Annotated in this window: 16 protein-coding genes; 4 read left to right on the top strand and 12 right to left on the bottom strand. The window is 70.8% G+C overall.

Going from position 1 to position 24,427, the window contains the following annotated elements:
- Position 1 precedes the first annotated feature (1 nt).
- The 9 genes from ACNQS7_RS23255 to ACNQS7_RS23215 all read right to left on the bottom strand — a co-directional run bounded on the left by ACNQS7_RS23255 (position 2) and on the right by ACNQS7_RS23215 (position 8,858).
- On the bottom strand, positions 2-1,159 hold the full coding sequence (locus ACNQS7_RS23255; RefSeq protein ID WP_256101584.1) for a virulence factor Mce family protein: 1,158 nt from the start codon (positions 1,157-1,159) through the stop codon (positions 2-4).
- Positions 1,156-2,568: a virulence factor Mce family protein gene (locus ACNQS7_RS23250; RefSeq protein ID WP_256101583.1), complete on the bottom strand. Its 1,413-nt coding sequence runs from the start codon at positions 2,566-2,568 to the stop codon at positions 1,156-1,158. Before ACNQS7_RS23250 ends, ACNQS7_RS23255 begins: the two co-directional genes overlap by 4 nt.
- Complete coding sequence (locus tag ACNQS7_RS23245) at positions 2,565-3,626, bottom strand: virulence factor Mce family protein (protein WP_256101582.1); 1,062 nt, start codon at positions 3,624-3,626, stop codon at positions 2,565-2,567. Before ACNQS7_RS23245 ends, ACNQS7_RS23250 begins: the two co-directional genes overlap by 4 nt.
- Entirely contained in the window at positions 3,616-4,668 is a 1,053-nt protein-coding gene (locus tag ACNQS7_RS23240) for an MCE family protein (RefSeq protein WP_418014385.1), read from the bottom strand. The genes ACNQS7_RS23245 and ACNQS7_RS23240 overlap by 11 nt, the downstream gene beginning before the upstream one ends.
- Entirely contained in the window at positions 4,668-5,870 is a 1,203-nt protein-coding gene (locus tag ACNQS7_RS23235) for an MCE family protein (protein ID WP_418014384.1), read from the bottom strand. The genes ACNQS7_RS23240 and ACNQS7_RS23235 overlap by 1 nt, the downstream gene beginning before the upstream one ends.
- Positions 5,871-5,875: 5 nt before the next feature.
- Complete coding sequence (locus tag ACNQS7_RS23230; protein ID WP_120794141.1) at positions 5,876-6,718, bottom strand: MlaE family ABC transporter permease; 843 nt, start codon at positions 6,716-6,718, stop codon at positions 5,876-5,878.
- A gap of 47 nt (positions 6,719-6,765) precedes the next feature.
- Positions 6,766-7,530, bottom strand: coding sequence for an MlaE family ABC transporter permease (locus ACNQS7_RS23225; protein ID WP_418014383.1), 765 nt, complete (start codon positions 7,528-7,530; stop codon positions 6,766-6,768).
- A gap of 202 nt (positions 7,531-7,732) precedes the next feature.
- A complete protein-coding gene (locus tag ACNQS7_RS23220; RefSeq protein WP_133450133.1) occupies positions 7,733-8,650 on the bottom strand; it encodes a 3-oxoacyl-ACP reductase in 918 nt (305 codons plus the stop codon).
- A 16-nt stretch (positions 8,651-8,666) separates the two neighbouring features.
- Entirely contained in the window at positions 8,667-8,858 is a 192-nt protein-coding gene (locus tag ACNQS7_RS23215; protein WP_256101578.1) for a ferredoxin, read from the bottom strand.
- A gap of 217 nt (positions 8,859-9,075) precedes the next feature.
- Here ACNQS7_RS23215 and ACNQS7_RS23210 point away from each other — a divergent pair, with 217 nt between their 5' ends.
- The 3 genes from ACNQS7_RS23210 to fadD17 all read left to right on the top strand — a co-directional run bounded on the left by ACNQS7_RS23210 (position 9,076) and on the right by fadD17 (position 12,959).
- Positions 9,076-10,257 carry an acyl-CoA dehydrogenase gene (locus ACNQS7_RS23210; protein ID WP_256101577.1) on the top strand — a complete coding sequence of 394 codons (1,182 nt, stop codon included), beginning with the start codon at positions 9,076-9,078 and terminating at the stop codon, positions 10,255-10,257.
- A gap of 25 nt (positions 10,258-10,282) precedes the next feature.
- Positions 10,283-11,368, top strand: coding sequence for an acyl-CoA dehydrogenase family protein (locus tag ACNQS7_RS23205; protein ID WP_256101576.1), 1,086 nt, complete (start codon positions 10,283-10,285; stop codon positions 11,366-11,368).
- Positions 11,369-11,456: 88 nt separating this feature from the next.
- The gene (gene fadD17 / locus ACNQS7_RS23200) at positions 11,457-12,959 is read left to right on the top strand and encodes a long-chain-fatty-acid--CoA ligase FadD17 (RefSeq protein WP_418014382.1); all 1,503 of its coding nucleotides are present in this window, start codon (positions 11,457-11,459) and stop codon (positions 12,957-12,959) included.
- Between the two features lie 9 nt (positions 12,960-12,968).
- On the opposite strand, the gene ACNQS7_RS23195 is transcribed toward fadD17, so the two are convergent.
- Genes ACNQS7_RS23195 through ACNQS7_RS23185 form a run of 3 tightly spaced genes read right to left on the bottom strand, consistent with a single transcriptional unit; the run spans position 12,969 to position 16,135 of the window.
- Positions 12,969-14,513 (bottom strand): acetolactate synthase large subunit, encoded by a 1,545-nt coding sequence (locus ACNQS7_RS23195; protein WP_418014381.1) that lies wholly within the window; start codon positions 14,511-14,513, stop codon positions 12,969-12,971.
- A complete protein-coding gene (locus ACNQS7_RS23190) occupies positions 14,510-15,340 on the bottom strand; it encodes an amidohydrolase family protein (RefSeq protein WP_418014380.1) in 831 nt (276 codons plus the stop codon). Before ACNQS7_RS23190 ends, ACNQS7_RS23195 begins: the two co-directional genes overlap by 4 nt.
- 27 nt (positions 15,341-15,367) lie before the next feature.
- Positions 15,368-16,135, bottom strand: a complete 768-nt coding sequence (locus ACNQS7_RS23185) for a fructosamine kinase family protein (protein ID WP_418014379.1) — start codon at positions 16,133-16,135, stop codon at positions 15,368-15,370.
- A 227-nt stretch (positions 16,136-16,362) separates the two neighbouring features.
- Here ACNQS7_RS23185 and ACNQS7_RS23180 point away from each other — a divergent pair, with 227 nt between their 5' ends.
- A complete protein-coding gene (locus ACNQS7_RS23180) occupies positions 16,363-24,348 on the top strand; it encodes a PE family protein (protein ID WP_418014378.1) in 7,986 nt (2,661 codons plus the stop codon).
- Positions 24,349-24,427: the final 79 nt, after the last annotated feature.

Raw genomic sequence — 24,427 nt, 5'->3', positions numbered from 1 at the left:
CCTACTGTCCTGCCGCCGCGCCGGGCGGAATCTTGAACGGGTCGGCGGCTTGTCCGGACAGGTTGGCCATTTCGCCCACCAGGAAGTCGGGCGCGTTGAGGACCTCGTCCATATGCATCATGTTGGGATCGAGGGCATAGCTGGTGGTGAAGAACGTCTCGCCGAGGCGGCGCAACGTGAGGTCATATGTGGTGAACACGTTGAGGTAATCGCCGCGCACCGCCTGCTTGATGCCGAAATTGGGGAACGGAAACGTCAGCATGAGCTGCAGCGAGGTGACGAAGTTCTTGCGGTTGTCGCTGAGCGCTTTGACCACCGAATACAGGTCTTTGAGGTCGGCGGCAAAGTCTGTCTTGGTCTTGGACAGCACGTTCGAGGTGACCTGAGCCAACCGGTTCAGCGCGCCGAAGGCCTGGACGATGTTGTCGCGGTTTTTGTTCAGCACGCGAAGTGCCTCGGGCAAGCTGTCCAGCGCCCGGCCCAGATTGTCCTTGTCGCGCGCCAGGATCGAGGAGAACCGGTTGAGTCCCTCGACCGCGGAGATGATGTCGTTGACCTGCTTGTTGAGACCCGACGTCAACTCGGCCAGTCGTGGAACCAGGTCGACGAACTGGCCCTGCCGGCCTGCCACCGCGCGATAGGTTTCGTCGGTGATCTCCTCCAGCGCACCGACATTGCCCTTGTTGACCACCACACCGAGGGCCGAGAAGACTTCCTCTGTGGTCGGGAAGCGGCCCGTCCTGGACTCAGGGATGCGCGATCCGTTGCCCAGCTTGCCCGTCGCCGGTTGATCGGTCGGGGGGGCCAGATCGATGTGCAGCGAACCCAGCAGCGAAGTCTGGGCGACCTTGGCGACCGCGTTGGCCGGCAGCACCACGTTTTTGTCCAGCGCCAACTTTACTGCGGCATAGAAGGATCCATCGGACCGCTGCTCGGCCGAGATCCCTGAAACACTGCCCACAGTGACGTCGTCGACCATCACCGGCGAGTTCTGCGGAAGTGTCGCTACGTCCGGCATTTCAACGGTTATCCAGTATCCGCCGCTACCATGGCCGGCCGTTCCGGGCATGTTCAGGGAGTTGAGCCCGCCGAACGCACAACCGGAGAGCACCGTGCTGCTGGCGACTATTGCGGCACCGCGCAACCAGATTCGTCTCATCGGCCCCCTCCTTGCTCGGCGGGCAGCGGGCCCGCGGGCGATGCCGGTGCCGCGGGCGCGGGACCCGGAGCGGGTCCGTACCCTGGCGGCGAACCCGGGCCCGGGCCGGGCCCGGGAACCGCCGGGACGAGCAGGTTCTGCAGGTCCGTGGTGTTGCCGGGCGCCGGTCGGCCCGAACCCTTGGCCGGAATCCAGGTCAATTCGGGAACCGGGGTCTCCGCCTTGGCCTGGGTGGCTGGTGTGTCGTAGATGATCTGACCCTTGTACGCGGTAATGGTGTTGAGCGGGTGGAACATGACCGGCGGATAGTTCACGGTGAGGCGGCGCAGCGCCGGACCCAGCCGCTCCCGGCAGATCTCGGCGCGCTTGAAATACTCGGGCGAGGAGGGCCCACCGGCGGTGTCGAAGGAACCACCGCAGATGAATTGCACCGGATTCGCGAACTCGGGCAGCGACAACAGACCGTTGAGGGTGCCTTGCGCCGGGTCGTAAATGTTGTAGAAGTTGGTGATACCGGGACCCGCCACGTGCAGAATCTGTTCGATGTTCTCGCTCTGGTCGCTCAGGGTCTGGGTGAAACCGGTGAGCTGGTTAACCGTCTCGACCAGTGTGGAGTTGTTCTCGTGCAGGAATCCCCGTACGTCCGAGAGCGCCTGGTTGAGTGAACCCAGAGTGTGGTCGAGATCCCGAGAGCTGTCGGCGAGCACCTGAGAGACCGAGGCCACGTGCCCGGCGAACTGTACGATCTGCTCGTTGCTCTGCGACAGCGCGTCGACGAGCACCTGCAGGTTCTTCACCGTGGCGAAGATGTCGCTGCGCGAATCCCCAAGGCGCCCAGCCACTTGCGCAAGCTGGGTCAGGGCGCTGTGGAACGAGTCGCCGTTGCCGTTGAGGGTGTCCGCGGCCTGGTTGATCGCCGCACCCAACGAACCCTGCATCTCGCCGGCCGCCGGGCTGAGCGAGACGGACAGCTGGGTCAGCGCTTCCTTGACCTCGTCCCACTCCACCGGGACCGCGGTGCGGGTCAGGTCGATGCTGGCGCCGTCCGGCAACGAGGGGCCGCCGGTGAAAGCCGGAGTGAGCTGAATGAACCGCGCCGCCACCAGGTTCGGCGACATGATCACGGCCTTGGCGTCGGCCGGGATCTTAACGCCGTAGGACACCTTCATGGTGACCTTGACGTCGGCGGCACGCGGTTCGATGGACTCGATCTCCCCCACCGGCACGCCCAGAATGCGCACCTGGTCCCCGGGGTAGAGCCCGACTGCCGAGGAAAAGTACGCGGTCAGCTTGCGGCCGCCACCGCCGGCTGAGAACAGGACATAGGCGCTGCCGACAACCACCGCCACGAGCACGATGACGGTGACGGTCCGCAGGCCCTTGCTGCCGAAGCGTTTTGCTGTCGTCATGGCGATTTCGGCCTGATCGTCCAGCGCTCCTGGATCATTCCGCGCAGGTAGTCGGCGAAGCTGTCCGGCAGCTTGCCCGGTTGGAAGACCACGTCGAACATGGTTGCCACCAGCGGCGCCGGGATGGCGCCGTATACGTTGACGTTGAAGCCGGGCCCGGAGCCGACCACTTCGCCGAGCGTGGTGGCGTAGGTCGGCAACCGCTTGAGGGCCTCGGTGATGTAGTCACGGCGTTCGTTGAGGTTGGCCAGCACCTGGTTGAGTTTGCTCAGAGCCGGACCGAACTCCCTGCGGTTGTCGTTGACGAAGCCCGACAGCTGCGCGGACACGTCATCGATCCCGGAGATCAACGCACTCAACGCGCTGCGCCGCTCGTCCAGCGCGGCGAACAATTGGTCGCCCTGGTCCACCAGTTTCTTGACCTGTCCGGCTCGGTCGGACAGCACCGCCGTCACCGACTTGGCGTGCGCCAGCAGACCTTGTAGCGCCTCGTCGCGGCTGTTGAGGGTGCGCGACAGCGTCGTCACGCCGTCCAGCGCGCCGCGTAACCCGGGGGTGGCGTCGTGCAGCGTCTCGGTGAGCACCTTGAGCGCGTGTTCGAACTGGGGCTTGTTCAGGTTGTTGGCGTTCTGACCGAGGTCCTCGAGGGCCCCGGCCAGGGTGTAGGGCGTGGTCGTCCGGCTGAGCGGAATGGTGGTGGCGTTGCCGGAGCCGGCCGGGCTCACCGAGACCGAGCGCTCGCCCAGGATGGTGTCGGTGCGGATCGCGGCCAGCGACTGGTCGCCGACGACGACGTGCCGGTCGACGCTGAAGGTGACCTTGGCGGTGTCACCAGCCAGCGCCACGTCGGACACCTTGCCCACCTTGACGCCCGAGACCAGCACGTTGTTGCCGGGTGTGATGCCGCCCGCGTCGCTGAAGTACGCCGTGTAGGTCTTGCCCTGCGGCCAGAACGGCAACCCCGAGTAACCGAATGCGATGAGGACGACGAACGTCACCACCGCCAGGCCGATGATGCCGGTGCGGAGCGGATCCTGGTCACGCTTACTACTTGGCAAAGGCGCACCTCCCCTTGCTGGAATCCACTTGGCCGCCGAGACCCAGCCGTATGTCGGAGCCCGCCGGCCCGTTGATCTTGATCGTCACCGAGCAGAAGTAAATATTGAAGAACGATCCGTAAGACCCCAGCGCGGACAGGCGCAAATAATCCTCGCCCAATTGCTCGACGTCGTTGTTGATCTCGGCTTTGCGCGTGTCCAACTCGGTGGCTAGCGGCCGGACGTTTTCCAGTACGCCCTGCAACGGGCGGCGCGAGTTCCGCAGCAATTCGGTCAGATCCGTCGTCGTCGACGCCAACGGCGGGATGGCCCCAGCGATGGTGTCCTTGTTGTTAGCGAGCCCCTCGATCAGCTGCTGCAGCTGGTCCACGCTGGCCGAGAATTGGGCACTACGCTGGTCGACGGTGCCCAGCACCGTGTTGAGGTTGGTGATCACGTCGCCGATCAGCTGGTCGCGCTTGCCCAGCGCGTTCGAGAAGCTGCTGGTGTCGGCGAGCACGTTGGCCAGCGCGCCGCCCTGCCCCTGCAGCAGCTCGATGACGGCGCTGCTGATCGTGTTGATCTTGTCTGCATCCAGGCCTTTCAGCACCGGCTTGAGCCCACCGAGTAGCGCGTCGAGATCCAGCGCGGGCTGGGTGTGCTGGGAGTTGATGGTTCCGCCCGGCGGCAGCTTGCGCAGCTCCCCGGGGCCCGAGGTGATCTCCAGGAAGCGGTCGCCGACCAGGTTCTCGTAGCGGATCACCGCCCGGCTCGACCAGTACAGCGTGTAGCGGGCGTCGACACCGAACTCCACGTCGACCGTGTTGTCGGGGTTGAGCTTGACACCCGACACGGCGCCCACCGGCACACCCGCGATCCGCACCTTCTGGCCGCCCTTGAGCTTGGACGCGTCCAGGAAGGTGGCGTGGTAGGTGCTCTCCGAGCCGAACCGGAAGTCACCGAACACCACCACCAGGGCGGCGCTGGCGAGCACCATCGTGACCACGAAGATACTGACCTTGATAACCATCGAGCGGTGCGACGGCATTGTCCCGGAGGCCATCAGAAGTCATCCCGTTCGGCGAAGGAGCCGTGGAAGAGAAACTGCAGCGTCGACGGCGCGTCGAACTGCACCTCAGTGAAAGGTTCGTAGGGGATCAGCGCATTGTCGGTGACCAGGAACGGCGAACGGTAGAACGACGAGCCGGTCTGCTTGGTCGGGATGTCCGGCAGGCCGCGGCAATTGGGACCTCCCGAGGCGTTGACCAGCGGCAGGGCCTCCGGATACGTGTAGGCAGGTGCGCCCAATATGAAGCTCGACGAGGTGAACAGGCCGGCTTTGACGGTACCGATCAATGGGGCATACTCCTTGATGCCGCGGTCGATGCCGGCGAAGAGGCAGCCGAACTCCGGCGAGTAGTCCGCCGCCACCTTCAGCGGGGCGCGTAGCCGGTTGATGGTGTCGATCAGGTTCTGCTCGGCCGGTGCCAGCGTCTCGTACCCGTTGTTCGCCAGGCCGATCGCGGCCAACAGCGTGGTGTTGAGGTTGGTCTGCTCGTCGACGACCGTCTTGCTGATCGTCGGCAGGTTTGCGAACACCGTGTTCAGGTCGGGTGCGGCGTCCCCGTAGATGTTGGTCACGATGCCGGCCTTGCGGAAGTCCTCCTGCAGCGTCGGCAGCTTCGGATTCGCCTGGCGGGTCAGCGTATTGAGCCCGGACAGCAACGCCCCCAGGTCGTCGCCGTGGCCGCGCAGGCCTTCCGACAGCGCACTGAGCGTGCCGTTCAACTCGACCGGGTCGACCTTGTGCAGCAGGTTGATCAGCGACTGGAACAGCGTGTTGACCTCCAGCTGCACCGCGGAGGCCTCCACCGTGGAGTTCGGGCGCAGCGACGTCGCGGCCGCGGTCTGCGGCGGGATGAACTCCACCGACTTGGCGCCGAAGATGGTGTTCCCCGCGATGTGCACCGTGGCGTTAGACGGGACGAAGTGCAGATCGTCGCTGTAGATGGCCAGCTTCAAGCGCGCCTGGTCGCCGCTGTAGCTGATGTCTTCGACCTTGCCGATCTGGATGCCGCGGAACTTCACCTTGGCACCCGGCTCCATCACCAGTCCGGCGCGCTTGGACGCGACGGTCACGGTCTCGGTCGAGGTGAACGCCGCGGTGTAGGACAGGTAGGTCAGGACCGCCGCCGCCACCATCAAACCGGCAAGCGTGGCCGCAGCGATCCGCCCGGCGGTACGTCGTGATCCCATGCCTGCCATCGCCGCTACCCGGAGAGGTTGAAGTTGCCGGTCGCTCCGTAAACCGCGAGCGAGATGAGCAGGGTGATGACGACGACGACGATCAGCGAGGTACGCACCGCCTGACCGACGGCGATGCCGACGCCGACCGAACCGCCACTGGCGTTATAGCCGTAGTAGGTGTGCACCAGCATGACCGCGATCGACATGGCGATGGCCTGCGCGAAAGACCACAGCAGGTCCGACGGGATCAGGAAGGTGTTGAAGTAGTGGTCGTACAGGCCCGCGGACTGGCCGTTGATAAAAACGGTCGTGAACCGGGCGGCGAAGAACGCGGCCAGCACCGACAGCGAGTACAGCGGGATGATCGCGACCAGTCCGGCGATCAGCCGCGTCGACACCAGGTAGGACACCGAGTGCACCGCCATGCATTCGACGGCGTCGATCTCTTCGGAGACCCGCATCGCGCCGAGCTGGGCGGTGGCGCCGGCGCCGATGGTGGCGGCCAGCGCGATGCCGGCGATGACCGGCGCGACCACGCGGACGTTGAGGAACGCCGAGAGGAAGCCGGTCAGGGCCTCGATGCCGATGTTGCCCAGCGAGGAATAGCCCTGCACGGCAATGACACCGCCGGAGGCCAGCGTCAGGAAGGCGGCGACGCCGACGGTGCCGCCGATCATGATCAGCGCACCAGCACCGAGCGTCATCTCGGCGATCAGCCGGATGGTCTCTTTGCGGTATTTGGTGACAGCGTTGGGGATGTAGCGCACGGTTTCGCCGTAGAACAGCGCCTGCTCCCCGAAGTTGTCGACCGGAGCGGCAAACCTCGAGAAGAAGCGCTTGAAGCGGAGGGTGGCGTCGTAGCTCATCGCATGATCACCATCGCTCGTCCGCCGTCATGTGTTACCCCGTCCCCCTACTTGGCCGAGATTCTGACGCCGATGGCGGTCATGACGACGTTGATGACAAAGAGGCAGATGAAGGCGTAGACGACCGTTTCGTTGACCGCATTGCCGACTCCCTTGGGACCGCCCTTGACGGTCAGACCGCGGTAACAGCCGACCAGACCCGCCATGACTCCGAACAGCAGCGCCTTGACTTCGGCGAGGATGAGCTCGCGCAGTCCGGTGAGCACAGTCAGCCCGTTGATGAACGCACCGGGGTTGACGCCCTGCAGGAAAACGGAGAAAGCGTAGCCCCCGGACAGGCCGATGACGCACACCAGTCCGTTGAGCAGCAGGGCGACCAGCGTGGAGGCCAGCACCCTGGGCACCACGAGTCGCTGGATGGGGTCGATGCCGAGCACCCGCATCGCGTCGATTTCCTCGCGGATGGTGCGGGCACCCAGGTCCGCGCAGATCGCGGTGGCCCCGGCGCCGGCCACCACCAGCACGGTGACGATCGGTCCGAGCTGGGTGATGGTGCCGAATGCCGTTCCGGCGCCGGATAAGTCGGCCGCGCCGATCTCGCGCAGCAGGATGTTCAGGGTGAAGGCGACCAGCACGGTGAACGGAATCGACACCAGCAGCGTGGGAACCAGCGACACCCGCGCGACCATCCAGGTCTGGTCCAGGAACTCCCGCATCTGAAACGGCCGCCGGAAGGCGGCCCGTGCGGTCTCGATCGACATCTCGAAGAAGCCGCCGACTGCGCGGGCCGGCACGGCAACTTTCTGCAACAAGCCCGGTCCCCCCAATCTGTTGCTCGCGGCGAAATACTGTCTGCCCTGAACACACCGTTGGATGACTCGTTGCTTGGTGTGAGCCGGCTCATACTAACTAGAACAAGTTCTGAGTGTCGATGAAGCTCGAAAAATTTTGTGGCAATTATGCCTAGCTGGTATTTCCCCTCTACCTAAGCCGTCTATGCGGTTCCGGCGCCTGTCAGTCCATCAGGCCGGTCGCGGCGAAGTTCACTTCCGGGTCTCGCTCGGCAAAGTAGTCCTTCAGTGTCGCGCTCAACTGCGCGGGCTCCCAGGCCGCGCCGCCGGCGTCGAACTGGTGCTCGGCCGTCGGCGCCGCCACCAGTGTCACGCGCGGACCGTACACGATGAAAACCTGGCCGTTGACCGCGGCGGCCTCCGGCGACGACAGGAATTGCACCAGGCTCACCACGTGCTCGGGCGACAGGGGGTCTATCTCGGCGTCTTCCGGTGCCGCGCCGAACACGTCGGCCGTCATCGCCGTGCGTGCCCGGGGGCAAATCGCGTTGGCGCACACGCCGTATCGGCCCAGTGCCCGTGCCGCGGACAGCGTCAGCGCGGTGATGCCGGCTTTGGCGGCGCCGTAGTTGGCCTGCCCCACCGGGCCGACCAGCCCGGCCTCCGACGAGGTGTTGACGATACGGCCGAAGACGCGGCCGTCGCCTTCTTTTGCCTTGCTACGCCAGTAGGTGGCGGCGTTGCGGGTCAGCAGGAAGTGACCGCGCAGGTGCACGGCGATCACCTGATCCCAGTCCTCGTCGCTCATGTTGAACAGCATCCGGTCGCGGGTGATGCCGGCGTTGTTCACGACGATGTTCAGGCCGCCCAGCCCGTCGGCGGTGGCCACGAGCTCGTCGGCGGTTTCGCGGCGGCTGATGTCACCGGCCACCGCCACTGCCTTGGAACCCGCCGAGCTGATCTCGTCGAGCACGTCGGAAGCGTCCAGGCCCGAGGCGATGTCGTTGACGACGACGGTGGCGCCCAACCGGGCCAGGCCGATCGCCTCGGCGCGACCCAGGCCCGCGGCGGCACCGGTCACCACCGCGACCTTGCCGGAGAGATCGGTCGCGTTCGTATTCGCTGCAGTCAATTTATGAATACCTCTAGTTTCTTCGTCAGTCCTCGCGCAACAGTGCCGCGCGTGGGCATTCCGCGATCGCCTGCTCGGCCAGATCCTCCTGATCCGGCGGGATCGGATCGCTCTTCACCACGGCGTAGTCCTCGTCGTCCAGGTCGAAGATATCGGGTGCAATTCCCAAGCACACCGCGTTACCTTCACACCGGTCACGGTCGACAATCACTCGCACGGCACCCTCCTTGGCAGCTGGGCTGGAGTGAGGAAACACCCCTGGTCCGAACTCGATCAATTTGTAGCACCACCATAGGGCCCCGATACCCGTGACCATAGGGTCGCTGGATTCCCAGACTAGAACGTGTTACAACCGGGAGAACGAATGGGTGGCCCCCGGCGTGGGTTTCGGTGGCCGGCATATAGAGACGATCGCTCGATCGGAGGCGGCGGGAATGCGCATCAGTTACACCCCCGAACAGGAGGAGTTGCGTCGCGAGCTGCGGTCCTACTTCGGCAAGTTGATGACACCGGAGCGTCGGGAAGCGCTGAGCTCGGTGCAGGGCGAGTACGGCACCGGCAACGTGTACCGCGAGACCGTCGCGCAGATGGGCAAGGACGGGTGGCTGACCCTGAACTGGCCCAAGGAGTACGGCGGCCAGGACCGGGAGCCGATGGACTCGCTGATCTTCACCGACGAGGCGGCGATCGCGGGCGCTCCGGTGCCGTTCCTGACGATCAACAGCGTGGCCCCGACGATCATGGCCTTCGGCACCGACGAGCAGAAGAAGTTCTTCCTGCCCAAGATCGCAGCGGGCGAGTTGCATTTCTCCATCGGCTATTCGGAGCCGGGCGCGGGCACCGACCTGGCCAACCTGCGCACCACCGCCGTCCGCGACGGGGACGAGTACGTCGTCAACGGCCAGAAGATGTGGACCAGCCTGATCGCCTACGCGGACTGGGTATGGCTCGCGGTACGCACCAACCCGGAGGCCAAGAAGCACCGCGGCATCTCGATGCTGGTGGTGCCGACCACCGCCGAAGGCTTCTCGTGGACGCCGGTGCACACCATGGCCGGTCCCGACACCAGCGCCACCTATTACAGCGACGTGCGGGTGCCGGTGACAAACCTGATCGGCGAGGAGAACGCGGGCTGGAAGCTGGTGACCAACCAGCTCAACCACGAGCGGGTCGCGCTGGTCTCGCCGGCCCCGATCTTCATGTGCCTGCGGGAAGTTCGGGAGTGGGCCCAGAACACCAAAGACGCCAGTGGCGGGCGGCTGATCGACTCGGAATGGGTGCAGCTGAACCTGGCCCGGGTGCACGCCAAGGTCGAGGTGCTCAAGCTGATCAACTGGGAGCTCGCGTCGTCGTCGAGTGAGAACCTCTCTCCCGCGGACGCTTCGGCCGCGAAGGTGTTCGGGACCGAGCTGGCCACCGAGGCCTACCGGCTGCTGATGGAGGTGCTGGGCACCGCGGCGACGCTGCGTCAGGACTCCCCCGGCGCCCTGCTGCGCGGCCGCGTCGAGCGGATGCACCGGGCCTGCCTGATCCTGACTTTCGGCGGCGGCACCAACGAAGTCCAGCGCGACATCATCGGCATGGTTGCCCTGGGGCTGCCCCGGGCCAACCGCTGAATTTTCCGGCAGGAGAAGGATATTCATGGATTTCTCGACAACCGAAGCGGCACAGGACCTGGGCGGCCTGGTCGACACCATCGTCGATTCGGTGTGCACGCCCGCACACCAGCGCGAGCTGGACAAGCTTGACCAACGATTCGACCGCGACCTGTGGCGCAAGCTGATCGACAGCGACATCCTGACCAGTGCGGCCGCCACCCAGGTGGGCGGCGACGGTTTCGGGGTCCTCGAGCAGGTGGCGATCCTGGTCGCGCTGGGACATCAATTGGCGGCGGTGCCCTACCTCGAGTCGATCGTGCTGGGCTCCGGTGCGCTGGCGCGGTTCGGCTCCGAGGAGTTGCAGCAGAGCTGGGGCTCCGAGGCGGTGCGCGGCGAGAAGATTCTGACGGTCGCGCTGGACGGCGAGATGGGCGACGGTCCCGTGCAGGCTGTCGACGGTCGGCTGACGGGCAGTCGCACCCAGGTGTTCTACGGTCCCGCGGCCGATGCCTTTCTGGTGCCCGCCGAAACCGATTCCGGCACAGCGGTTTTCCTGGTCGCCGCCGATGACCCCGGGGTGACGGTGACGCCGCTGCAGACCACCGGACTGGGCAGCGTCGGCCACCTGGCGCTGGACGGCGTTTCGGTGGACGAGGCGCGCCGGGTGGGCGGACCCGAGGTGGTGCTCTGGCTGCGCACCATCTCGACCCTGGGCCGCAGCGCCTACCAACTCGGTGTGCTGGAGCGCGGCCTGCAGATGACGGCCGAATATGCCCGCACCCGTGAGCAATTCGATCGTCCGATCGGCAGCTTCCAGGCGGTGGGTCAGCGTCTGGCCGACGGCTACATCGACGTCAAAGGCCTGCGGTTGACGCTGACCCAGGCCGCGTGGAAGGTCGCCGAGGACATCCCGGCGGAGATCGACGTGGCGTCCGCGGCGTTCTGGGCGGCCGACGCCGGCCACCGGGTGGCGCACAGCATCGTGCACGTGCACGGCGGTGTCGGTGTCGACACCGATCACTCGGTGCACCGATACTTCTTGTCGGCCAAGGAAACCGAGTTCGCGCTGGGCGGAGCCACCGGGCAGTTGCGGCAGATCGGCCGCGAACTCGCGGAGACTCCCGCTTGAATCCTGTCCCGCGCCGAGTGTGAAGCCAGCCGCACGCTCGACGCCGAGGGTGCAGCCAGCCGCACACTCGCGATGAACGGGGAGTGACTTGAACGAACTGACGGTCACCGCGCTGCTGCGACCGCTGGCCGAGATCGGCGACCGCGGCGTGTTCTTCGAGGACTCGTTCACCAGTTGGCGGGACCACCTCCGCGACGCCGCCGCCCTGGTGGCGACACTGCGGGAGCGCCTGGACCCGGCCCGGCCGCCGCACGTCGGCGTGCTGCTGGAGAACACGCCGTTCTTCTCGGCGGTGCTGGCCGCGGGCGGGCTGTCCGGCATCGTGCCGGTGGGGCTGAATCCGGTGCGCCGCGGGGCGGCGTTGGCCCGTGACATCAAGCACGCCGACTGCCAGTTGGTGCTCGCCGATACGAACTCGGCTGGGGCGCTGGACGGTATCGATCACCTCAATGTCGACTCAACTGAGTGGGCCGAAGAGGTTGCCGCCCATCGTGATGCCGAGCTGCAATTCCAATCAGCCTCTGCCGCTGACCTTTTCATGCTGATCTTCACTTCGGGAACCAGCGGCGAGCCGAAGGCGGTGAAGTGCAGCCACGGCAAGGTGGCGGGAGCCGGCATGGGGATGGCTCAGCGCTTCCGGCTCGGCGCCGACGACGTCTGCTACGTGTCGATGCCGCTGTTCCACTCCAACGCGGTGCTGGTCGGCTGGGCGGTGGCCGCGGCATGCCAGGGCTCGATGGCCCTGCGGCGCCGGTTTTCGGCGTCCGGCTTCCTGCCGGATGTGCGCCGGTACGGCGCCACCTACGCCAACTACGTGGGCAAGCCGCTGTCTTACGTGCTGGCCACGCCCGAGCAGCCCGATGACGCCGACAACCCGTTGCGCGCCGTCTACGGCAACGAGGGGGTGCCACGGGACATCGAGCGGTTCGGCACCCGGTTCGGCTGCCGCGTGCAGGACGGCTTCGGGTCGACCGAACTCGGTGTGGCGATCGCCCGCACCCCGGATACCCCGCCGGGTTCCCTGGGCCCGCTGCCGGACGGCGTGCAGATCGTCGACCCGGAGACCGGCGCCCCGTGCGCCCCGGGAGTGGTCGGTGAACTGGTGAACACCAAGGGCGCCGGCGGTTTCGAGGGATACTACAACGACCCCGCCGCCGAGGCCGAAAGGATGGCCGGCGGCATTTATCACAGCGGCGACCTCGCGTACCGGGACGAAGCGGGCTACGCCTACTTCGCCGGCCGGCTCGGCGACTGGATGCGCGTCGACGGCGAGAACCTGGGCACCGCCCCGATCGAACGGGTGCTGCTGCGCCACCCCGCGGTGACCGAGGTGGCGGTCTACCCGGTACCGGATCCGGCGGTGGGCGACCAGGTGATGGCGGCCGTCGTCATCGCACCGGGCGCCGAGTTCGATCCGGACCAGTTCCGGGCGTTCCTGTCCGAGCAGGCCGATCTCGGGCCCAAGCAGTGGCCGTCGTACGTGCGGGTGAGCGCCGGGCTACCCGGCACGATGACCTTCAAGGTGCTCAAACGGCAACTTTCGGCCGAGGGCGTCGATTGCGGCGAACCGGTGTTCGCGATTCCCCGCTGACCTCGGCTGCTACCCCAGCAGGGACGGCACCACCGCGTCGATCAGGTGTGGGCCGGGCTCGGCGAACGCGTCGCGCAATGCCTGGGCGAACTCCTCACAGGTGGTCGCGCGCCGCGCGGGTACCCCCATGCCTTCGGCGATCTTGACGAAATCCATTGTGGGCCGGGATATGTCGAGCAGGTCTTTGGCCTTCGGGCCGGGTCCGGCTTCGACACCCACGCGTTGCAGCTCCAACCGCAGAATGTCATAGGCACCGTTGTTGTAGATGACGGTGGTGACGTCCAGCAGTTCCCGCGCCTGGCTCCACAGCCCTGAGATCGTGTACATCGCCGACCCGTCGGATTCCAGGCAGACCACCGGACGGTCCGGCGCTGCCACCGCGGCACCGACCGCGGTCGGGATGCCGTAACCGATGGCCCCGCCGGTCAGGGTCAGCCAGTCGTGGGCCGGCGCTCCGGCGGTCGCCGCCGGCAGCAGCAGACCCGAGGTGTTGGATTCGTCGACCACGATGGCCCGTTCGGGCAGCAGTGCGCCGATCACCTCTGCAGCCGACGCGGACGTCAGGGCCCCCGACGGCAGCTGGGGACGGTTGGCGGGCGCGGTCGCCGCGGTCGTCCCCGGCGCCACCTCGTCGGCCAGTGCTGCCAAAGCGGCGGCGGCACCGTCATATTCGGCCAGGACGTGCACTTCGCAGCCGGACGGGACCAGGTCGCTAGGCATCCCGGGGTAGGCGAAGAACGAGACCGGCGACCTTGCCCCGGCCAGCACCAGATGCTTGGCGCCGTCGAGTTGAGCCGCCGCGGCTTCGGCGAAGTAGCCCAGCCGGTCGATGGCGGGCACGCCCGCGCCACGCTCCAGTCGGGTCGGGAACGTCTCGCACAGTAGGCGGGCGCCGGTGGCTTCGGCGATCCGCGCGGCCGCCGATAGTCCCGGTTCGCGGGTGGCGTCGCCGCCGACCAGGACGATGGTGGGTTCACCAGCGCGCAGCACCTCGGCTACCGCGCGCACGTCGGCGCTCGATGTTGTCGGCGACGCGGCGACGGTGGCCGGCTGGGCGCCTTCGGACCAGGAGGCGTCGGCGGGCAGGATCAGCGTCGAGACGAAAGACCCTGACGTGCTGGCCTCGATGGCCTCGGCGGTGTCGGCGCCGACGTCCGCTGCCGTCGCCGTTCTGCGCACCCACCCCGACACCGTGCCGGCGAGGGCGTCGATGTCGGATTCCAGTGGGGCATCGTACTTTTTGTGGTAGGTGGCGTGATCGCCGACGACGACGACCATCGGCACCCGCGCGCGCCGGGCGTTGTGCAGGTTGGCCAGACCGTTGCCCAGCCCGGGTCCCAGATGTAGCAGCACGGCGGCCGGGCGACCGGCGATGCGGGCGTACCCGTCGGCCGCACCGGTGGCAACGCCTTCGAAAAGCGTTAGCACGCCTCGCATTTGATCGACGGTGTCCAGCGCCGCGACGAAGTGCATCTCCGAGGTGCCCGGGTTGGAGAAGCAGACGTCGACTCCGCCGTCGACCAAGGTGTTAATCAGAGCCTGCGCACCGTTCACCTGTCCACCTTTCGTTGCAACCTGAAGACCCGCTCGGCATTGTCGTGCAGGAAGTCTCGACGAGCCTCGTCGCTGAGGCCGAGATCGTCAAGACCCGCCAGTGCGTGCGCGTGGGCGATCATCGGATAGTTGGTGCCGAACAGGACTTTGCGCTGTCCGGTACCGGTTTTCATGAACCTGATCAGCTCGTCCGGGAGTCGCCGGATGGTATAAGCCGACGTGTCGATGTAGACGTTCTCGTGCTTGCGGGCCACCGCGACCATCTCCTCGGTCCACGGGTAGCCCACGTGTCCGCACACGATCACCAGATCCGGGAAGTCGAGCGCAACCTGATCGATATAGGGGATCGGGCGGCCGGTTTCCGACGGCCGCAACGGTCCGGTGTGCCCGACCTGGGTGCAGAACGGGATGCCGGACTCGACGCACTGAGCGAACAGCGGATAGTAGCGGCGGTCGGTGGGCGGGGCGTTCCACAGCCACGGCACCACCCGCAACCCGACGAACCCTTCATCGACCCGGCGGCGCAGTTCGCGGACCGCTGGCATCGGGCGGTCCAGATCGGCCGTCGCCAGACCTTTGAATCGATTGGGGTGCAGGGCAATCCATTGTGCGACCTCGTCGTTGGACACCAAATCCTGGCCGGCCGGCCCGAGCCATGCGCTGAGCAGCCCGAGTTCGACGCCCGCGTCGTCCATCGCGGCGACGGTGACCTCGATCGGAATTTCCGCGTCGGGCATGGACCCACCGGTCCAGCGACGCAGCGAGGCCAACATGTCGCTGCGCAGGAACCGCTGCGTCGGATGCTGCATCCATACATCGATCGTCATCGCGGTTCGACCCTAGCGCCTCGGTGTTCAAGCACCCAGCGCGGAACGGGCAGCGGCGCTCGTCTGGCGCACGTATCCGCCGCCGAAAAGCACCACGTGCGCCAGCAGCGGGTACAGCTGATGCAGCCCAATCCGGTTGCGCCAGCCAGGTTTCAGCGATCGGGCCTGCTGGTATCCGGCCAGCACCGCATCTAGGTGTGGACAGCCGAACAGTGCGAGCATGGCCAGATCGGTCTCGCGGTGGCCGCCGTGCGCGGCCGGGTCGATCAGCACCACCCCGTCCCGGGTCCACATCACGTTGCCGCTCCACAAGTCCCCATGCAGCCGGGCCGGAGGATCTTCGTCGTCGAAGTCTCCCGCTGCGCACCGGGCCAGCACCCCGTCGATTGCCTGCCGCGTCGAGCTGTCGAGCCGGTCGGCAGCCAGCTCGGTCATCGGTGCCAGCCGCTCGTCGGCGTAGAAGCTGCCCCAGCGCGGGTGCGGTCGCAAAGACATGGGCAGGGGTTGCGACAGCGGGCCGAAGAATCCGGGCCCCTCCCACCCGTCGGGACCCACGCCGAAGGCCGATGCCCCCGCATCGTGCATGACCGCAAGCCGGGCTCCGAACTCGCGCGCCGCATCGGGGCTCGGCGGCACCGAATCGAGCCGGCGCAGGGTCAGGCTGGTGGCGTCGACGTCCAGCACCGGCGCGCAGGGCACTCCCCCGTCGACGCCGGAGAGCCAGCGCAACCCGGCCGCCTCGCAGGCGAAGAAGCCAGCCGGCGCGGCCGGATTGCGCTTGACGAAATTGTTCACGACGCGGCCGACGGGCCTATCCAGGGCATGCTTTCGGACTGTAGACGGCGCCGCCTTCGAAGCGCCGCGAAGACACGAAACCCCTTGCGCATTCTGGAATCCCGTTCGGTGATTGACGCTGAATTCGTCGGGGAGATTTGATGGCTTATTGGACTTTTGCCGAATAAGATCCCGAGCTACGCGTCATTTCCGCGGGTTTCTATCCAGCGTTGGTTGGGAGCTGTGCCATGTCGTTCGTGTCGATCGCCCCGGAATTCGTAGCGACCACCGCCGGGGATCTGGCGAGAGTGGGATCGGCGCTGAACGCGGCGAACACCGCCGCCGCGGTTCCCACCACCGAGTTGCTGGCCGCCGCTGCCGATGACGTGTCTGCCCAGATAGCCGCACTGTTCGGCGGCTACGGCCGCGATTACCAAGCGATCAGCGAGCGGCTCGCGGCGTTTCAGGAGCAGTTCGTGGCGACCCTCAGGGTCGGGACGAATGCCTACGCGACCGCGGAGTCATTCAATGCCGAACAGGCACTGCTGGGGCTGATCAACGCGCCCACCCAGACGCTGCTCGGTCGCCCGCTGATCGGCGACGGGGCGAACGCCACCACACCGGGCGGCAGTGGTGGTGATGGCGGCATCTTGTACGGCAACGGCGGCAACGGTGCCGCGGGAGCGGCCGGGCAGGCCGGTGGCGCCGGCGGTGCGGCCGGGCTGTGGGGTAACGGCGGCGCGGGTGGCGCCGGTGGCTCGGGCGGAGGAACAGGTGGCGCGGGCGGTGCCGGCGGCTGGCTGGTCGGTGTCGGCGGCTCTGGCGGGATCGGTGGCGTGGGCGGGGGCACCGGCGGAGCAGGCGGTAGCGGCGGATTCCTTTGGGGCGGTGGCGGTGCCGGCGGTAACGGCGGGTTTGGCGGCGGCGCGGGCGGGACCGGTGGTCGCGCCGAATTGCTGTTTGGCGCAGGCGGAGCCGGCGGACACGGCGGCGCCGGTGCCGACGCCGGCGCAGGTGGACGAGGCGGTGTAGGCGGTGACGGCGGCTGGTTTGCCGGCGGCGGGGCCGGCGGCAACGGCGGGGCCGGCGGCGTGGGTAGCGACAGCTTCGCCACCGGCGGCACGGGTGGCACCGGTGGCGCCGGAGGCGACGGTGGCGCCGGTGGCCGCGGCGCACTGTTCCTCGGCGCAGGCGGACAGGGCGGCCTGGGTGGTTCGGGTGGAGTCGGCGGTGGCGGCGGCCAAGGCGCCGACGGAAGCGTTGCCGGTCTCGGCGGGGTCGGTGGTGTCGGAGGCACCGGTGGTAACGGCGGCGCCGCCGGCGCAGGCGGGGCGGGTGGCGCCCGTCAACTGTTCAGCCTCGACGGTGCCGCCGGCGGCGCGGGCACGGGCGGTACCGGCGGAGCCGGCGGTGCCGGCGGGGCCGGCGTATCCGGCATGGACTCCCCCGCCGGCAGTGGGTTTGTTGGAGGCACCGGCTTCGCCGGCGGTGCCGGTGGAGCGGGTGGCGCGGGCGGCAATAGCGGCGCCGGCGGTGTGAACGGCTCCGGTGGCGTCGGTGGCGTCGGGGGCGTCGGAGGTGTGGGTGGCGCGGGCGGATCGGGCACTCTCGCGGGGTCTGCCGGTGGTAGCGGTGGACAGGGTGGCACGGGCGGCAGCGCCGGCGCCGGAGGCGCGGCCGGCACCGGAGGCTCCGGAGGCGTGGCGGGCAAGGCAGGCACAGGCGGCACCGGTGGTGGTGGCGGCACGGGCGGGACCGGCACCGCGGGGGCCAACGGCATCGCCGGACTCGGTGGCAGTGGCGGGAGTGGGTTCGCCGGCGGCGACGGCGGAGCCGGTGGCCAGGGCGGCAGCAGTTTCGCGGGCGGGACGAACGGGTCCGGCGGGGCGGGCGGCAGCGGCGGCCGCGGTGGGGCCGGCGGTACCGGCGCGGACAACCTCACCGGCTTTGGTGGAGTCGGCGGCGACGGCGGCATGGGCGGCGGTGGCGGTAACGCCGGAACCGGCGGGCTGGCCGGAACGGGTGGTAGCGGGGGCGGCGTGGGCAGCTCCGGCGACGGCGGCGACGGCGGTGCCGGTGGGGCGGGCGGCAAGGGATCCGCGGGGATCGTCGCCGGACAGGACGGCTTCGCCGGCGGCAAGGGCGGGTTGGGCGGTGCGGCCGGTAGCGCCGATGCCGGTGGCACCAACGGCAGCGGCGGAGCCGGCGGCCGCGGCGGCGACGGCGGCGCAGGCCGGGCTGCCGCGGCCGGTTCCGGGTTGCAGGGCGGCGCCGGCGGTGCCGGCGGGATGGGTGGCGACGGCGGCACCGCCGGCTTCGGCAGCGGCGCGGCCGCCAGCGGCGGACTTGCAGGTAGCGGTGGCAACGGCGGGACCGGCGGCGCCGGCAGCGCCGGCGGTGCGCTCGCCGTCAACGGTGGGACGGGCGGCGCGGGCGGCCACGGCGGCCAGGGCGGCATGAGCGGTCTGAACACCAACGTCTCCAGCTCGGTCAGCGGCGCCGGCGGTAACGGGGGCCAGGGCGGCGCTGGGGGCGCCGGCGCATCCAACACGCTGGGTCCGGCGGGCAATGGCGGCGACGGGGGCGCCGGAGGTGACGCCGGATCGGGCGGCGTTGCCAACCTGGGCGGGCTCGTCGGTAGCGCCGGAACGGGCGGCACCGGTGGCGCGGGTGGCGCGGGTGGGAACGGCGCGAGCGTCGCACTTGACGGCTTCGGTGGCGGAAAAGGCGGCCAGGGCGGGGCGGGCGGCAGCGCCGACGCCGGCGGCGCCAACGGCAGCGGCGGCCTTGGCGGCCGCGGCGGCGACGGCGGGGCCGGTAAGGCGGCCCCAGCCGGCACCGGAGGCACCGGAGGCAGTGGCGGGCTCGGCGGAGAGGGCGGCAACGGAGGCAATGCGGGCACCGGTGCCGGTGCTGCGGGTGCCGGCGGAACGGCGGGCGGCGGCGGGACCGGCGGGGCCGGCGGCGCCGGCGGCAGCGGGGCCCTCAACGGCGGGGGTGGGCTGGGCGGCCACGGTGGCCAAGGCGGCCAGGGCGGAGTGGGCGGTCTCGACACGTCTGGCGTCACCAGTGCTGCCAGCGGCACCGGCGGTAACGGGGGCCAAGGCGGAGCTGGTGGCGGCGGCGGAGCGGGCACCCTGACAACGGCGGGCAGCGGCGGCGACGGCGGCGCCGGTGGTGACGCCGGCACCGGTGGTTTGGCGAACCTGGGCGGGGTAGCCGGTACCGCCGGCGCCGGTGGTACCGGCGGGTCCGGTGGCGCCGGTGGTACCGGTGCCGCCGGCAGCGGTCCCGGCCAGGGCGGCTTCGGGGGTGGTCGCGGCGGGCAGGGCGGCGCCGGTGGTAGCGCCGACATCGGGGGTGCCAACGGCAGCGGCGGCGCCGGTGGCCGCGGTGGCGATGGCGGCGCCGGCGCGACAGCGGCAGCCCTGACCAGTGGCGCTGGCGGCCAGGGCGGCACAGGCGGACAGGGCGGCGACGGCGGAAGCGCCGGCTCCGGCCTCGGCGCCCCCGGTGCCGGAGGGGCGGCGGGGGCCGGCGGCAACGGCGGTGCCGGTGGTGCGGGCGGTAGCGGCGCAGCCAATACCGCAGGAGGCTTTGGTGGCAACGGCGGCCAGGGCGGCCAGGGCGGTGTCGGAGGCCAGCACACCGGCGGCTTCAGCAGCGTTGCCAGTGGTACCGGTGGCAACGGCGGCCAAGGTGGCGCCGGCGGAGCAGGCGGAGCCGGCACGCTGATGACCGCCGGCGCCGGCGGCACCGGCGGGACCGGAGGCGACGCGGGTCAGGGCGGCGCGGCCAACGTCGGCGGCTTCACCGGCAGCGCGGGTGTGGGTGGCGCAGGCGGGATTGGTGGTGACGGCGGTGCCGGCACCGGCGGCACGGGGCCCGGCCAGTCCGGGTTCAACGGGGGCGACGGAGGCCTGGGCGGCAACGGCGGCAGCGCTGACCTCGGTGGCACCAACGGTGCCGGTGGGGCGGGTGGCCGCGGCGGCGACGGTGGGGCCGGCAAGGCCGCCACCGTCGGGACCGGCGGCCAGGGCGGCAACGGGGGAAGCGGTGGCACCGGCGGCTTCGGAGGTAACGCCGGTTCCGGCAGCGGCGCAGTCGCCGCCGGCGGGGCCGCGGGAACCGGTGGAAGCGGCGGCGCGGGCGGTGCGGGTGGCAACGGTGCACTCAACGCCGCCGGCGGCTCCGGGGGCGCCGGTGGGCGCGGCGGCGACGGTGGCGTCGGCGGGTTGGATACCGGAGGTCTCGGCAGCGCGATCGGCGGCACCGGCGGCAACGGCGGACTCGGCGGAGCGGGCGGCACCGGCGGGGCCGGCACCTTGTCCGCCGCCGGCAGCGGTGGCAACGGGGGCGCGGGCGGCGACGCCGGCGCCGGTGGCGTGGCAAACCTCGGTGGATTTGCCGGGAAGGCAGGCGTCGGGGGCGCGGGCGGAGCCGGTGGCACCGGCGGCACCGGTGCCGCCGGAACCGGCACAAGTCAGGCAGGCTTCGACGGTGGCCAGGGTGGTCAGGGCGGAAACGGCGGCACCGCCGATACCGGCGGCACCAATGGCGCCGGTGGCGCCGGCGGCCGCGGCGGCGATGGCGGAGCCGGCAAGACGGGCCCTGCAGCAACGACCGCCACCGGCGGCGACGGAGGCAGGGGCGGCGCCGGCGGCGACGGCGGCAACGCGGGTAACGGTGCGGGTGCGTCCGCGGATGGCGGCGCGGCCGGGGCGGGTGGCAGCGGCGGCGCGGGCGGAGCCGGCGGGAGCGGCGCCCTCAACATCACCGGTGGGTTCGGCGGCAACGGCGGACAGGGCGGACAGGGCGGCATCGGGGGTTTGAATACGGGCGGGTTCAGCAGCGTTGCCAGCGGTACCGGTGGCAATGGCGGGGTGGGCGGCGCCGGCGGCGCGGGTGGCACCGGCACGCTGGGCACCGCGGGCAATGGTGGAACCGGCGGGCGCGGTGGTGACGCCGGCAGCGGCGGCTTCGCCAACACCGGCGGCATCGCCGGCAACGCGGGGGTGGGCGGCGCCGGCGGGGCCGGTGGTGCCGGCGGCAACGGCGCCGCCGCCAGCGGGGCGGGCCAGGCCGGTTATGCCGGCGGCATCGGCGGATTTGGCGGAAACGGTGGCAGTGCCGACGTGGGCGGCACCAACGGCGCCGGCGGCGCGGGCGGGCGCGGCGGCGACGGCGGGGCGGGCAGGGCCGCGGCGGCCGGTACCAGCGGCACCGGTGGTGCCGGTGGCAACGGCGGAGACGGCGGCTTCGCCGGCAATGCGGGTTCTGGTGCGGGCGCTTCCGCACTCGGCGGCGCGGCCGGTGCGGGAGGCAACGGCGGGGCCGGCGGCACAGGAGGCAGCGGGGCGTCCAACGTCGCCGGCGGCGACGGCGGCGCAGGCGGTCGAGGCGGCCAGGGCGGCGTCGGTGGCGTCGACACCGGCGGGTTCAGCAGCGCCGCCGGTGGCGCCGGCGGCAACGGCGGCCAGGGCGGTGTGGGCGGCCTCGGCGGCGCCGGCACCGTCGGCACGGCGGGCAACGGCGGCAGTGGCGGCGCGGGCGGCGACGCGGGCGCCGGTGGGCTGGCCAACCTCGGCGGAGTCGGTGGTAATGCCGGCGTCGGCGGCACCGGTGGGGCCGGCGGTAACGGTGGCACCGGTGCCGCCGCCGGCGGCGCCGGTCTGGCCGGGTTCGACGGCGGCCAGGGCGGCCAGGGCGGTAACGGCGGCCTGGCCGATGCCGGCGGCGTCAACGGTGGCGGAGGCGCGGGCGGACGCGGCGGCGACGGGGGCGCCGGTCGCGCCAACAACGCCCTCAGCAGCGGCGGCGGTGGTCAGGGCGGTGCCGGCGGCGCCGGTGGCGGCGGCGGCAACGCAGGCTCGGGAAGCGGTGCCGTCGCGACTGGCGGCGCGGGAGGCACGGGCGGCAACGGCGGCGCCGGCGGGGCGGGTGGTAGCGGCGCCGTCAACAGCAACGGCGGCGACGGCGGCGCCGGGGGCCAGGGCGGCCAGGGCGGCATGCGCGGTCTGAACACCGGCGGCTTCAGCAGTGCCGTCAGCGGCACTGGCGGCAACGGCGGTCAGGGGGGTGCCGGAGGCGCCGGCGGCGCCGGCGCGTTCAGCGGTGGCGGCACCGGCGGCACGGGCGGGGCCGGCGGTCAGGCCGGTGCCGGCGGTGCGGCCAATGCGGGCGGAGTCGCCGGCAACGCCGGCAACGGCGGCAACGGTGGTCAAGGCGGCGCCGGAGGCGCCGGCGCCGGCGGTGCCGGAGCAGGCCAGTGGGGTCTTGCCGGCGGTCAGGGCGGCCAGGGTGGCGCCGGCGGCGGCGCAGACACCGGCGGGATCAACGGCAGCGGCGGCGCCGGCGGCCGCGGCGGCGACGGCGGAACCGGCGTCGTCGGCACCACGTCCTCCGTGGGTGGCGGCGGCGGAGAAGGCGGCGCCGGGGGCGGCGGCGGCAACGCAGGCTTCGGCATCGGCGCGTCGGGCAGCGGCGGTGTGGGCGGAGCCGGGGGCAACGGTGGGTCCGGCGGTGCCGGCGGCAACGGCGCGCTCGACCTCAACGGCGGCGACGGCGGAGCCGGCGGCCGGGGCGGCAGCGGCGGCGTCGGCGGTCTGAACACCGACTTCACCACAAGCGCCGTCAGCGGCGCCGGTGGCAACGGCGGCCTGGGCGGCGCCGGCGGCAAGGGCGGCGCGAGCAGTTCGTTCGGAGTGGCCGGAACCGGGGGAACCGGCGGCGCCGGTGGCGAGGCGGGCGCGGGCGGTTTCGCGAACGCCGGCGGGGTGAGGGGCAACGACGGCGTCGGTGGCACAGGTGGTGCGGGCGGTGCCGGTGGCCGGGGCAGTGATGGCCCCTTCACGAGCCAGCCCGGTTCCAGCGGCGGCCAGGGAGGTGCCGGCGGCTCAGGCGGTAGTGCGGGCTTCGGCGGGGCCAACGGCGCCGGCGGAGCTGGTGGCCGCGGTGGTGACGGCGGGGACGGCTTCGAGGGCACGGGCAACGCCGGCGGCACCGGTGCACCCGGCGGCAACGGCGGCGACGGCGGCGGGGGCGGCAACGGCGGTAACGCCGGCAGCGGTAGCGGCACCGCCGCCAGCGGCGGTGCGGCGGGCACCGGCGGTAACGGCGGTGCCGGCGGTAAAGGCGGTATCAGCACCTTGGGCGCCACGGGTAGCCAGGGCGGGCAAGGCGGCCAGGGCGGCCAGGGCGGTACGGCCGGTGCGAACTCCTTCGGGGTCAACGGCGCCGGGGGTACCGGCGGGAATGGTGGTCAGGGTGGTTCGGGCGGCGTCGGGGGCACGGCCGCTGACAGCGTAGGCGGCAACGGTGGGGTCGGCGGCAACGGCGGCGCGGCCGGCGCCGGCGGCGGCGCGGGCTTCGGTGGCACCGTCGGCAACGCCGGCGTCGGCGGCAACGGCGGCACCGGTGGGGACGGTGGCGCGGGCAGCGTCGGCGTCGGCGGCGGACTCAGCGCCGGCTTCGACGGCGGCGTCGGCGGTCAAGGCGGTGCCGGCGGCGATGCGGGCGGCGGCGGAACCAACGGCAGCGGCGGCGCGGGCGGCCGCGGTGGCGAAGGCGGAGCCGGGACCCAACCGCTACCCGTTGCCGCTGGTCAGGGTGGTAACGGCAGCAACGGCGGCAACGGCGGCGCGGGCGGCAACGGCGGCCTTGCAGGCTCTGGCGCCGGCGCGGCAGGCAAGGGTGGCGCTGCCGGCGACGGCGGCGACGGCGGAGCCGGCGGAGCCGGTGGTCAGGGCGGCGGAGGCGGATTTGCCTTCGGCGGCACCGGCGGCACCGGTGGGAACGGCGGCCAGGGAGGCGTGGGCGCGCAAGCCGTCGGCACCAACGCCTCCGGTGGAGATGGCGGCAACGGCGGCGCAGGTGGCGTGGGCGGCGCCGGGGGTCTCGGCGGACTCAATTCCAACGGAGGCAGCGGCGGCCTGGGCGGCAACGGCGGTGCGGGCGGCATCGGCGGCTCGCCCACTGGCAGCGGCAACGGCGGTACAGGCGGCGACGGAGGAGACGGAGCCGACGGCGGCGTCGGCGGCGACGGCTCAGGGTTCTTCGCCACGGGCGGTACGGGCGGCAACGGCGGCAGTGGCGGCAATGGCGGCGACGGCACCGGTGCGCCCGGCGGGCAGGGCGGCGACGCCGGCGATGGCGGCCTCGGCGGCAACGGCGCCGGCGGAGGCAGCAACGGTGGCACGGGCGACCCGGGCACGCCAGGGAGCCCAGGCGTCTGACCTGTCCAACCCGTCACACTTACGGTCGGCCTCCGCAGCGTCACGTTTGCTGACCCATCGAGCCCCGCCCGTCTCAGCC

The organism is Mycobacterium sp. 23, assembly GCF_048287075.1.
In the GTDB taxonomy this organism is placed as follows: domain Bacteria; phylum Actinomycetota; class Actinomycetes; order Mycobacteriales; family Mycobacteriaceae; genus Mycobacterium; species Mycobacterium gordonae_B.
Note: the sequence above shows the minus strand (reverse complement) of the source record. Positions and strands in the feature narration are given on the sequence as shown.